Raw genomic sequence first — 12813 nt, 5'->3', positions numbered from 1 at the left:
ACAATAGGACGGGCGGTATTGTGTTTGCTAATTAATTTTAGCTGTTCACATATAATTTCCTAATTTTACGATAATGGAAAACAAACCCATATCACGTATTCTACGGCAATTATCGCAGTTGATGGAATTGCATGAAGAGAACCCTTTCAAAATCAAATCGGTTGCAAATGCAGCCTTTAAAATAGACAAACTCCCCTTCCCTGTAGCCCAAAAACCTATTGAAGAAATAGAAAAAATTGATGGAATAGGAAAAAGTATAGCAGCTAAGATAATTGAACTCTTAACCACGGGCAGCATCCAAGATCTGGAAAATATGTTGCTAAAAACTCCGGCAGGCATTGTAGAGATGCTTGGAATCAAAGGGATTGGGCCAAAAAAAATAAGTATAATCTGGCGTGAGCTGCAAATAGAAAATGTAGGAGAGCTTTACTATGCCTGTAACGAAAACCGATTAATTGAAGCAAAAGGGTTCGGACTTAAAACACAGGAAGAGATCAAAAAAGTGATCGAGTTTAAAATGGCTGCTAATGGCAAATTCCTTTACGCACACATTGAGGCTACGGTTAAGCATCTTTTTACTAATCTATCTATTTGGTTAAATAAAGTGCCTGAGGAACAACTTTTATTGGGTATTGCTGGAGATTTTAGGAGAGCATGTGAAATTATTGAGGAGTTTATAATCGTAGTTGGAACAACTAACATTGCAGAACTGACCCCTCAAATTGAATCTTTTACAGGATTAGACCTTAAAAAAATAGATGAAGATATCTTTGCTGCACATACCGAAAGTGGATTACATGTTAGGCTAGTATTAGTTCAAAAAGCGGATTTTTATCTTCAGTTTTTTAAGCTTACCGGTAATGAGGCACATGTTAATGAAGTACTAAGATTAGCTGTAAATGGTCCATTTAAGGATGAACATGAAATCTATACCAAGGCGAAGTTAGCATTTGTTGAGCCAGAATTGAGGGAGGGCTTGGATGAAATTGGATTAGCGGGGCGAAATGAGCTACCGAAATTGATCGAATATACCGATCTGAAAGGGAGTTTACATAATCACTCAGACTGGAGCGATGGTGTTCATACCTTAGAAGAAATGGCGGTATATTGCAAGGATTCTTTAAACCTAGAGTATCTAGGAATCTGCGATCACTCAAAATCGGCATTTTACGCCAAAGGACTTAATGAACAGCGGGTGTATGCCCAGCATCAGCAGATTAATGAACTGAACCAAAAGCTTGCCCCCTTTAAGATCTTTAAAGGCATTGAAAGTGATATCTTAAATGACGGGGCCTTAGATTATAGCGACGAAATTTTAAAAACTTTTGATTTTATAGTGGCTTCCGTGCACAGCAATTTACGCATAACGGAAGAAAAAGCTACGTCTAGGTTAATTAAAGCAATCGAAAATCCATATACCACTATTTTAGGGCACCCTACCGGGAGATTACTCTTGAGCAGAAAGGGCTATGAAATTGATTACAAAAAAGTAATCGATGCCTGCGCTGCAAATCATGTAGTTATCGAAATTAATGCAAATCCTTTGCGTCTGGATCTGGATTGGCGTTGGCATCGCTATGCGCTAGAAAAAGGAGTTTTACTCTCCATTAATCCAGATGCACATCGAAAAGAAGGCTTCAACGATATGAGATTTGGAGTATTGACCGCCCGCAAGGGATCCTTAACCGCAGAGAAATGTTTAAATGCATTCTCCCTAGAAGAAATTACTGCTTATTTTGAGCGAAAGCATGGTGCTAAAAGTATTTAAATGATAACTTTATTTGCTCATCAGATGAGTTATCCGATGACTCATCCGATGAGCATATTACTAACTGGGGGTTAAATGGCAGACAACTATATATTTTGTATGAAATGGGGCACATTGTATGGCCCTGAATATGTAAATAGACTTTTTTCGATGGTTCAACGCAATTTGAGCTATCCCTTTAAGATGGTGTGTTTTACAGATGATGAAAAAGGTATTAATCCAGCAGTTAAATGCTTCCCTATTCCTGCCATGGAATTGCCTGGTGGTTTACCAGAGCGCATGTGGAAAAAGCTTGCTACCTTAAAAGAAGAGCTGTATGGCCTGCAAGGAACGGCCTTATTTCTAGATCTGGATATTGTAATTGTAAATTCTATAGATCCGTTTTTTGATTACCCAGGAGAATTTTTGATCATAAAAGATTATAAAAAGCAGTGGCGGATTACCGGGAATTCTTCGGTTTACAGATTTGAGATAGGCAAACATGGTTATGTATTTGACGATTTTCTAGCTAACTTTAATGAGATAAGACAAATACACCGCAATGAGCAAGAATATTTAACACAAGCTATATTCGACCGAGGAAAACTTGCTTATTGGCCAAAAGAATGGTGTCCGAGTTATAAATACGACTGTGTATCGAAAGTTCCCTTTGCTTTTTGGGCAACTCCCCAGATTCCAAAAGGAGCCAAGATCATCATCTTTCATGGCGAAATTAACCCACATAAAGCAATAAAAGGCGGGCGGGGAAAGTGGTATCGCTATGTGAAACCAGCACCTTGGGTTGCTGATTATTGGAAATAATACGGTTAACAGTTAACAGTTACCAGCTGTCAATTGCCAACTGCCAAAGATAACTGAAAAATGGTAAAGCAATTATTATTGATTAGGCATGCTAAATCTGACTGGGGGAACGCAGATTTACGCGATTTCGACAGACCCTTAAATAAGAGAGGGAAAGCCAATGCTCCAGAAATGGCCGAACGTTTAGTTAAACAAAAAATTAAACCAGAACTCATAGTGAGCAGTCCGGCATTGCGAGCAATTACTACCGCTGAATATTTTGCCGAAGCTTGGAAGATTGCTTGCAAAAAAATCGTCAAAGAGACGACGATTTATGAGGCCAGTATCAAAACCTTGGTGGCGTTGATCAACCAGTTTGATAATACGTACAATCGAATTGCCTTATTTGGTCATAACCCGGGGTTAACAGATTTGGTTAATTATCTAGACAGTTACCTCGAAAATATGCCCACTTGCAGTGTGGTAATGCTAGAATTCCCTTTTGATGATTGGCGAATGGTAAGTGCTGATACCGCTAAAGTGTTATTATTTGACTTTCCGAAAAGTGGGGAAGATTAGTATTGAAGGGCTTAATGATAGATATTCCAATTCCATTTACAATGCCCTCCACTTTGCTTAAAAAAGCCTGATAATTGATAAACTTACAAAATGATACTAAAGAAAACTCTCCTCACCTCTTATTTCGTTCTGTTACTTTTAGGGCCAGTATTCTGCCAAAGCTCCGGTATTCTATTACAATGGAAGATAGCAAAAGGTGATACCCTCAACTATCAAACAGTGATGAATTCCCGCCGGTTAGTTACCGAAGACACCGCTAAGACTGATAGTTTAGCTGGTATTTTTAAGAATCTTTTCAATTCTTTGAGTAAGGTTAATGCAAGCATGAAATATCAGACCAATCTTTTTCTGAATGCAAAAAATAATACGCTGATTGACATCGAAATGAAAACCGTAGTTGATCCAACCTCCCAAAAAGGTTCATCTAAAAACAAACCGAATAATTTTGTAAAAGACGGAAAAGATAAAAACAAAAATAAGCAAACGGATACCGACAAAGAAGTTGACAGTTTAACATTTGCGAACATGTTTGCCAGTCTAACCGGACGAGAGAGTATGGTGGTATTACGAGGCAGGATTACACCTAATGGGGAGGTAGTGAGCACCTACTATAAAAGCAGTCAAAAAAATCTGATATCATCCTTATTTGCTTTACCTAACAAACCAGTTCAAATAGGCGAAAAATGGCAATTAAATGCAAATTTCATTGAAATGGATCAAAACTTTTATGCAGATAGCTCTTCGAGTGTAAATGAAGTTTATATTGAAAAGGTGATAGAAGAGAATAATGATAAAATAGCTATTGTTAAGTATAACATACAAGAGTTTGTGATGGGCAGTTTTAGTTCTGCACTAATGACATTGCCAGGAATGGGGGGCGAGGAGAGAATTTTCATGAAATATAATCACATTGCTACTGGTTACTTCTCAATTGGAAAAGGAAAATGGATAAATTATGAGGGTACATCCGAACTTGAGAGCAATTTCCGAATGATTGGCGGAAAAACGATAACAAGTTATAAGCTTATTGAATAGTTGCACCTTATCTAATGATCAGAAAACCCATCCCTTTCAATTTTGTGCTCGATTACCTTTATCCTTTAGAAGTTAGGTTAAATCCAATGTTTGGATTAACAGCAGTGTATGTAAACGATAAAATTGTACTCGGATTAAGGGATAGACTAACCATGCAGAAGTTAACGGAATATGGGTGGCCACAAGTAAAGAGCATCACGAAAGTTTAAAAAAAGTGTTGCCATCATTAACTTCTATTGCAGTGCTAGGCGATGGTGAGACCGGATGGCAACTCCTTTCTTCTGATGATAATAATTTCGAAGAGCATGCCATCAAAATTTGCGAACTGATCAAGAAAAATGATCCTCGCATTGGAAAAATACCGAAACCAAAAAAGAAGAAAACGAAGTAATGGAAACAGTTGATGGCGAAAAAACATTTGTCCCAACTGGGGTAAACGATTGGCGTGAATGGTTAGAAAAAAATGGGGAAACCGAGCAATCGGTTTGGCTTGCCATAGCGCATAAAAATACAAAGGGTATATATATGGCCGAAGCGATGGCAAACGCACTTTGTTATGGTTGGATTGATAGTAAGGCCAAAAAACGCGACAAAGAAAGTTCATGGCTAAGATTCTCACCCCGCAAAGCGAAAAGCAACTGGAGCAAAACAAACATTGAAAGGGCAAACCAAATGATCAAGGATGGCCTGATGAAGCCACAGGGGATGAAAATGATCGAGATCGCGAAACAAAGTGGAAAGTGGGATAGTTAATTAGCAAATATGCCAATTAGCTAATTCTTAAAACTTCAAGTGTTTTACTGTTGCTCCACCATTAATTAGTTGTTTAAGTGACTCAATGCCAATCTTAAGGTGACTTTCGACATAGTTAGTAGTTACAGAGCTATCGCTTTCAGCTGTTTTTACTCCTTCTGGGATCATGGGCTGATCAGACACCAACAATAAAGCACCAGTGGGGATTTTATTGGCAAAACCAGTGGTGAAGATGGTTGCTGTTTCCATATCTACCGCCATGGCACGTAAACTTTTTAAATATTTCTTAAATTCTTTATCATGCTCCCAAACCCTGCGGTTGGTTGTATAGCAGGTCCCTGTCCAATAATCTCTGGAGTGATCTCTAATGGTTGTTGATATCGCTTTTTGAAGTGCAAATGAGGGCAATGCAGGCACCTCGGCCGGCAAATAATCATTTGATGTACCTTCGCCCCTAATGGCAGCTATCGGTAAAATAAGATCCCCAAGTTGGTTTTTCTTTTTCAGGCCTCCGCATTTCCCTAAAAACAAAACAGCTTTTGGGGTAATCGCAGTTAATAGGTCCATCATTGTTGCAGCCAGCGGACTTCCCATACCGAAATTGATAATAGTAATCCCATTTGCTGTACAGCTTTGCATTGGTTTGTCCAGTCCCATTATTGGGGCATTATCATTCCATTCAGAAAACATCGTCAGGTATTTACTGAAATTAGTGAGCAGGATATATTTACCAAAATCTTCTAAAGGTCTGCCGGTATATCGCGGTAACCAGTTTTTAACAATATCATCTTTAGATTTTAATCCTGATTTTACCGGAGTTTCTACTTCTTTTACTTTTTTGGCCTTTGCCACAATTTTTACGTCTTTTTTGACGTCCATTTCTTCGTTCATACAATTAGCTTAGGGCATAGCGCTGAGCGCATAGCGTTGAGTGCATAGCGCAATAGCGCATAGCGTTAATATTACAATATAAAAAAAAATCCCTCCCGATTTCGAAAAGGATAGATTTATATTGCAAAAAATCGTTTCGAAATCGGGAAGGATTAAATTTTATGCTGCTTTTAATTTCTTAAAGTCTGCCTTTTCAAATTTCTCTATGGCATAATCCAAAGTGATATGTAGTTCCTTTGCCGTCTCATCGGAAGGTGTTTCATACATGGCATCCAGCATGATAGCCTCGCAAATAGATCTTAATCCTCGTGCACCGAGTTTATATTCCATCGCTTTATTTACGATAAAGTCTAATACATCCTCTTCAAAGATCAGGTTCACATCTTCGTACTCGAACAGCTTGGTATACTGTTTCATCAACGAGTTTTTAGGAACCGTTAAGATATTGCGTAAGGCCTGTATATCCAATGGATTAAGGTGCGTAAGCACAGGTACACGTCCAATGAGTTCAGGTATTAATCCGAACGCCTTTAAATCTTGTGGAGTGATATACTTGTACAGATTTTTTAGATCCAATTCGGTATCATCTTTTTTAACCTTATATCCAACCGCTTGCGTGCGCAGGCGATTTGCAATTTTACGTTCGATGCCATCAAATGCCCCTCCACAGATAAATAAAATATTATTGGTATCTACTGGAATCATTTTCTGGTCTGGATGCTTTCTTCCACCTTGTGGCGGCACATTAACCACCGTACCTTCTAAAATTTTTAGGAGCGCCTGTTGTACCCCTTCGCCAGAAACATCTCTAGTAATTGAAGGGTTATCGCTCTTGCGGGCAACTTTATCCACTTCATCAATGTACACAATGCCTCTTTCGGCTGAGGCGACATCATAATCTGCTGCCTGCAGTAAGCGGGTTAGGATACTCTCTACATCTTCTCCCACGTAACCTGCTTCTGTTAAAACAGTTGCATCAACAATACAGAAAGGTACATGTAAAATTTTAGCAATGGTTTTAGCTAATAGTGTTTTCCCAGTTCCTGTTTCGCCTACCAACATGATGTTAGATTTCTCTATCTCTACTTCATCTTTATCTATTTTTTGGCTCAGTCTTTTATAATGGTTATAAACGGCTACCGATAGTACTTTTTTTGCGTCATCCTGTCCAATTACATATTGATCGATATGTGCCTTGATTTCTGCAGGTTTGAGCAATCTAAATGATTCGTCGAATGCTTTGCTTTTTTTATTGCCTAATTCTTGGGCAAGTAGAACATTGGCCTGCGTTACACATTTATCACATATATATGCATCCATCCCCTCAATTAACATTAATGTTTCTTGTTTAGGGGAGTTACAGAAGGAGCAACGTGAGTCTTTATTTTGTTTAGCCATTTTTTTTGTGTTATGCGTTAAGCGTTAGGCGTTGAGCGCTAATACGCCTTCCGCCAAACTCCAAACTCGTACTATTTCGTTCCACCTAACACCTCATCAATCATACCAAAACTTTTAGCCTCATCGGCCTTCATCCAGTAATCTCTATCTGATGCTTTTTCTACCCATTCATAGTTCTGACCAGAGTGAGTAGAAATGATGTCGTACAGTTCTTTTTTCAGTTTCAACATTTCGCGAAGGTTAATCTCCATATCTGAAGCGACACCTTGTGCGCCACCAGACGGTTGATGGATCATAACCCTTGAGTGCGTTAATGCAGCACGTTTGCCCTTCGCACCCGCTACAAGCAATACAGCGCCCATAGAGGCTGCCATTCCCGTACAGATAGTGGCCACATCAGGTGTGATGTACTGCATGGTATCATAGATCCCCAAGCCCGCATATACAGAGCCCCCAGGAGAGTTGATGTAGATCTGAATATCGCGATTTGCATCTGTTGATTGTAGGAACAACAATTGTGCTTGGATAATATTTGCATTCTGATCATAAATCGCATCACCCAAAAAGATGATCCGGTCCATCATTAAACGCGAAAACACATCCATTTGAGCAACATTCAATTGGCGTTCTTCTATAATATATGGTGTCATGGATTTTGGCGAATTATTGGTAGCTCCAATATAACGATCTACATTTAATCCGTTAATTCTATGATGTTTAACTGCGTATTTTCTAAATTCGTCTTTGTCGATGTTCATGATATGTTTTTTTTAGCGATGGGGCATGGGGCATAGAGCTACATCCTCCCAAATTCTTCGTAAATTATAACCTCAAAATATAAAATCAAAATATTAATTGACCTTAAGTTTTATATTACACTATAATGTCAATTAAATATTAGCTTATCAATATTCATAGTCAAAGAATATACCAATACAATTTTAGTGACAAATTAGCATGCTATTATTTTATACTATTAGAAAAACTGGATATCATTCTTGCCAACAGATCCAATTCTTCTAAAAGAACTTCCAAATCTTGGGTTGAAACTAGCATTCTTAAATTAAGAACCACAAGAATATTGGCATTTTCAAAAACGGAACGATGAGCAAAGTTTAAAAATCTTTTAAAGTCTGCATTTGAACTAGAGCCAGAACCTTCGGCTATATTATTTGATACGCTGAGAGCAGCTCCGCGAAGCTGCTCTGCAAATCTGAATTTTTTAATTTCCTCAAGTTTCTCAGAAATATCAATTAATTTATTGCCAGTTAAAATAGCTTTTTGCCATATTAAAAGGTCTTGAAATCTAAATTTTGCCATGCGACAAAATAAAACCTAATTCGCTTATAGACGAATTTTGAAAGCAAATTTCTCCATGCCCCAAGCTCTTTGCTACTTTAAAGCAACAAACTTATCATACGCGATATCCTCACTAATAATTGTAGCGGTATTTTGGATGTATTCAAACACTTTCAAAGCTTTCACCTCGTCGAAAATACGGTTTGCATTTTCTTTTTCTTGTAAGAAGGTAGTGGTATATTGGGCCAGTTGTTCTTCAGACATGGGTTGTGGGCTGTACATTCTGAACTGGGCATCTAAACGTTGCTTAGCGGTTTCGAAAACGTCCTTGTACTCAATTTTGATTTCGTTATCGGTAATAATTTTATTCTCGATTAAAGTCCACTTTAAATTTTTCGCGAAATCAGCATAGCCCTGTTCCAATTCTTCATTGGTTAATTTATCGTTTGTAGCTTTTAACCATTTACGTAAGAAGGTATCTGGCAACTGCATCTTGGTTTGGCTGGTAAGTTGGGTATAAATATCGTTCTGAAGTTTACGATCTGCATCCTGTTTAAACATGCTCTCTACTTCTTCTGTAATTTTTGCCCTAAAACCGGCTTCATCACTCACTACACCCAGACCGAATATTTTATCATAAAACTCTTGGTTAAGATCAGATTCTTCTAAACGGTTTACATTTTTAATAGTTACCTGGAATTTAGATTTCAGTTCTTGCGCATCTTCTTCTTCGATATTTAACAATTTGGCAATTACGGTTTCGTTATTGTCGAATGCTTTTTGGATGTCAAGTTCAAAAATATCACCTTTCTTTACACCAACTAATGATTTTAAGATTTCCTGATCTGTTACTAGATCCAAACGGATTGAACCTGTGCTGGTAATCCCACCCTCAAAAACTGTTGCATCTGGGGCAAGCTGTACCAAGTCTGCATAAAGTACATCACCTTCTGCCGAAACTTCAGGGTTTGTCATTTTGCCATAGCTTTTGCGGATATTTTTAATCCTTGCGGCCAAGGTATCATCATCCGCTTTAACGTTATATTGGGTAAATTGATCTTTTGAAGTAATATCAACATCCACCTTTGGTGCCAAACCTAACTCATAGTTAAACTCGAATTCATCCGTGTTATCCCATTTAAATTCTTTTGAATCGTCTGTTACGGGCAAAGGTTGACCTAAAACTTCTACTTTATTTTCTGTTAAGTGCTTTGAAAGTGTATCGTTTAACAGGTTGTTAATTTCTTCTACCAAAATACTTTTGCCGTACATTCTTTTCAGGTGTGCAACCGGCACCATTCCCTTACGGAAACCTGGAAGATTGGCTTTTTTTGCTTGCTCTTTAAGTGCTTTTTCTACTCTAGGGGTATAATCTTCAGGTGCGATGGTAATTTTAACCACTGCATTTAAATCGTCTATGTTTTCCTGGGTGATGTTCATGAGATCTGAGATATGAGATGTGTGCCAAAGGCATCCCTTTGGGAAGATTGAGACAAATTGCGTAAGCTCAAACACACATCGATTTATATTTAATTCTTAATCAATGTCATTTTAAAATAAAACCGTTCCGATAATTATCGGAACGGCTTCATGTAGTAGTGCGGATGAAGGGACTCGAACCCCCACGCCGTGAAGCGCCAGATCCTAAGTCTGGTGCGGCTACCAATTACGCCACATCCGCAGTTAGGATTTATTTTGGATTGCAAAGATAGCGTTTCGTGGTAATTTTTACAAAGAAATTGAATTATTTTTTATAGTCAATTGCTAAGTGTTTGGCGCTGAGCGTTTGGCGTTGGCGATACGTGTTTGGCTATACCAATATCTTACGAATGAACCATATAAGACATATAAGCTCTATTACCTTATATTTCATATGGTTTATGTTCTATGTGTTTTATGTTTCTCTGTGGTTAATATTGCGCTGAGCGTCTGGCGATGCATACATCTCACCAATGAACCATATAAGACATATAAGCTCTACGACCCTTATATTTCATATGGCTCATGTTCTATGTGATCTATGTTTCTATGTGGTTAATATGGCGCTGAGCGTCTGGCGTTGGCGATACGTGTTTGGCTATACCAATATCTTACGAATGAACCATATAAGACATATAAGCTCTATGACCTTATATTTCATATGGTTTATGTTCTATGTGTTCTATGTTTCTATGTGGTTAATATTGCGCTGAGCGTTTGGTGATACATACATCTCACAAATGAACCATATAAGACCTATAAGCTCTACGACCCTTATATTTCATATGGCTCATGTTCTATGTGATCTATGTTTCTATGTGGTTAATATTGCGCTGAGCGTCTGGCGTTGGCGATACGTGTTTGGCTATACCAATATCTTACGAATGAACCATATAAGACATATAAGCTCTATGACCCTTATATTTCATATGGTTTATGTTCAATGTGTTCTATGTTTCTATGTGGTTAATATTGCGCTGAGCGTTTGGCGATAAGCGTTAACCCAGCCCAACGAACCAATGAAACTACTTGCGCAAAATCTTTTCCATTTTACGGCCCTTTGCTAATTCGTCAATTAACTTGTCCAAGTATCTTAATTTTTGGGTTAACGGATTTTCAATTTCTTCTACTCGATAACCACAGATCACTCCCGTGATAAGATGTGCATTAGGATTTAGCGTAGCCTGATCAAAGAATTCTTCGAAAGTGGTTCGCTGACCAATAAGCTCCTGCAATTTCTCCTCATTAAAGCCAGTGAGCCATTGCATTACTTCATGCAACTCTTTTATCGTTCTACCTTTAGTCTCTACTTTTTTCACATAGTGGGGATAAACAGACCCAAATGTCATTTTTGCGATACGCTCATCGTGTTTGCTTGTATCCATCAGTTTTCAGTTTACAGATAGTTAATATTTAACCTGGACCTTAATCCACGCTGTAATAATTGCTAATGCCTCGGGATTAAAGGTTTCTTCGATCGTCGCATACTCACTAACGTCCCCAGTTTTAGCAGTCTGAAAGAGGTGATTGAGTTTTGGCAATAAGACCGTCTTAAAATTTTTGTTTCCTGCTTGCGTAAGGTATCGTTTAAAGCCTGCCAAATTAGCTGTTGCATTTACCTGAACATCTTTCCCGCCATTTAAGGCCAATATCGGAATCTTTAAATGTCCAAGAGTTGTGGCAGGATCATACATTATAAAATAGCGCATCCACGGCATGAAATATGGGCTAGCCATTTGACTGATCTGTTGGTCGGATCCTGGTCCCTTTAATTTTGATCTGACCAAAAAATCGTCTGGTTGTTTTTTCCGCCATTCTTCAAATTGTTGCTCAAAATCACTTCGCAGTTGATCATCATTTTTATAGTCAAATACCAATTTTATAATCAGATCTACCAAACCGGATGACCTCTTTAAATCATCTTCATTAAAACCCATCTTAGCAAAACCATCATACCATTGTTTTTTTAGTATATCTGCACCCTTAACACCCACTCCTGCTAAACTTACGATGAAACTAATGTCTTTTGATTGCATGGCTACCAATGGCGCAATAACCCCACCTTCGCTATGGCCAATTAAACCGATATGTTTAAGATCAATATGGGGTTGGGATTTTAGAAAATCTAGGCTTTGCAGTACATCATCAGCAAAATCCAAGGAAGTGGCATTTCGTACGTCACCTGTTGATTCGCCCATTCCTCTATCATCTACCCTTAAAACCGCGATCCCGTTTCTAGTGAGATAATCCGCTAAAACCCAAAAAGGTTTATGGTTGAAAATAGTTTCATCCCTATCCTCTTGTCCAGATCCACTAATCAATATCACTGCCGGAACTGGATGATCTGATCTTGGCATGGTAAGCGTAGCACCATATTTTATAGTTTTATCTTTATTGTAATAAATCACATTTTGTATATCATATGGAAATGGGGCCTTAGGTGTTTGAGGTCTTTTAGCTTCAATTTCATGGGTTACCTTTTTAAAAGTGGCAGACAATTCTCCCCCACCTTGGATCCATTTCCCTGTAATTTCGGATTTATCCTCATTAAATTTCCCTTTAAAACCACCATTAATAACTTTAGAGAAAGCCGTTAAGCTATCGTCTGTGATCTTAAGTTCGGACACCTTTAAACCATATGCACCCTGGCTCGGACTGTCATAAACCGCAATTAGCTGCTTAGTTATACTGTCTGTCTTGATTTTTAAAATAATAGGTATGGCACCTAACTTCGATTCCCAAGTTGTAGTTGGGTTTTTTTGGGCATAAGATGTAATAGCAGAGAATGTAACTAAAAATAGAAGTCCCGTTCTGTAGATAATGTTCATATT

Annotated in this window: 14 protein-coding genes and 1 tRNA gene; 7 read left to right on the top strand and 8 right to left on the bottom strand. The window is 38.1% G+C overall.

From position 1 onward, the window contains the following. Positions 1-73 precede the first annotated feature (73 nt). The 7 genes from AC6H0V_RS02695 (at position 74) to AC6H0V_RS02665 (ending at position 4915) form a co-directional block, all read left to right on the top strand. Positions 74-1768 carry a helix-hairpin-helix domain-containing protein gene (locus tag AC6H0V_RS02695; protein ID WP_497562171.1) on the top strand — a complete coding sequence of 565 codons (1695 nt, stop codon included), beginning with the start codon at positions 74-76 and terminating at the stop codon, positions 1766-1768. A 75-nt stretch (positions 1769-1843) separates the two neighbouring features. Continuing rightward, complete coding sequence (locus AC6H0V_RS02690) at positions 1844-2569, top strand: hypothetical protein (RefSeq protein ID WP_497562170.1); 726 nt, start codon at positions 1844-1846, stop codon at positions 2567-2569. A 60-nt stretch (positions 2570-2629) separates the two neighbouring features. Beyond that, on the top strand, positions 2630-3127 hold the full coding sequence (locus tag AC6H0V_RS02685) for a SixA phosphatase family protein (protein WP_497562169.1): 498 nt from the start codon (positions 2630-2632) through the stop codon (positions 3125-3127). 90 nt (positions 3128-3217) lie between these two features. Then, complete coding sequence (locus AC6H0V_RS02680) at positions 3218-4162, top strand: hypothetical protein (RefSeq protein WP_497562168.1); 945 nt, start codon at positions 3218-3220, stop codon at positions 4160-4162. A gap of 14 nt (positions 4163-4176) precedes the next feature. Continuing rightward, complete coding sequence (locus AC6H0V_RS02675) at positions 4177-4371, top strand: hypothetical protein (RefSeq protein ID WP_497562167.1); 195 nt, start codon at positions 4177-4179, stop codon at positions 4369-4371. Next, complete coding sequence (locus AC6H0V_RS02670) at positions 4338-4553, top strand: hypothetical protein (RefSeq protein WP_497562166.1); 216 nt, start codon at positions 4338-4340, stop codon at positions 4551-4553. The genes AC6H0V_RS02675 and AC6H0V_RS02670 overlap by 34 nt, the downstream gene beginning before the upstream one ends. Further along, positions 4553-4915, top strand: a complete 363-nt coding sequence (locus AC6H0V_RS02665; RefSeq protein ID WP_497562165.1) for a YdeI/OmpD-associated family protein — start codon at positions 4553-4555, stop codon at positions 4913-4915. The genes AC6H0V_RS02670 and AC6H0V_RS02665 overlap by 1 nt, the downstream gene beginning before the upstream one ends. Positions 4916-4942: 27 nt before the next feature. Here the strand turns inward: AC6H0V_RS02665 and AC6H0V_RS02660 are convergent, their stop codons facing one another. The 8 genes from AC6H0V_RS02660 to AC6H0V_RS02625 form a co-directional block, all read right to left on the bottom strand. Next, positions 4943-5806, bottom strand: a complete 864-nt coding sequence (locus AC6H0V_RS02660) for an AMP nucleosidase (protein ID WP_497562164.1) — start codon at positions 5804-5806, stop codon at positions 4943-4945. A 159-nt stretch (positions 5807-5965) separates the two neighbouring features. After that, positions 5966-7204 (bottom strand): ATP-dependent Clp protease ATP-binding subunit ClpX, encoded by a 1239-nt coding sequence (gene clpX / locus AC6H0V_RS02655; protein WP_497562163.1) that lies wholly within the window; start codon positions 7202-7204, stop codon positions 5966-5968. A 71-nt stretch (positions 7205-7275) separates the two neighbouring features. Continuing rightward, entirely contained in the window at positions 7276-7962 is a 687-nt protein-coding gene (clpP, locus tag AC6H0V_RS02650) for an ATP-dependent Clp endopeptidase proteolytic subunit ClpP (protein ID WP_497562162.1), read from the bottom strand. A gap of 205 nt (positions 7963-8167) precedes the next feature. Further along, positions 8168-8524 carry a four helix bundle protein gene (locus tag AC6H0V_RS02645; RefSeq protein WP_497562161.1) on the bottom strand — a complete coding sequence of 119 codons (357 nt, stop codon included), beginning with the start codon at positions 8522-8524 and terminating at the stop codon, positions 8168-8170. A 72-nt stretch (positions 8525-8596) separates the two neighbouring features. After that, positions 8597-9943, bottom strand: a complete 1347-nt coding sequence (gene tig / locus AC6H0V_RS02640) for a trigger factor (RefSeq protein ID WP_497562160.1) — start codon at positions 9941-9943, stop codon at positions 8597-8599. 159 nt (positions 9944-10102) lie between these two features. Beyond that, positions 10103-10184, bottom strand: a tRNA-Leu gene (locus tag AC6H0V_RS02635). 823 nt (positions 10185-11007) lie between these two features. Then, the gene (locus AC6H0V_RS02630; RefSeq protein ID WP_497562159.1) at positions 11008-11367 is read right to left on the bottom strand and encodes a DUF2200 domain-containing protein; all 360 of its coding nucleotides are present in this window, start codon (positions 11365-11367) and stop codon (positions 11008-11010) included. Positions 11368-11388: 21 nt separating this feature from the next. Beyond that, on the bottom strand, positions 11389-12810 hold the full coding sequence (locus tag AC6H0V_RS02625; RefSeq protein WP_497562158.1) for an alpha/beta hydrolase family protein: 1422 nt from the start codon (positions 12808-12810) through the stop codon (positions 11389-11391). Positions 12811-12813: the final 3 nt, after the last annotated feature.

It is taken from the genome of Pedobacter sp. NO84 (assembly GCF_059703915.1).
This window is presented reverse-complemented; position numbering and strand designations above follow the sequence as displayed.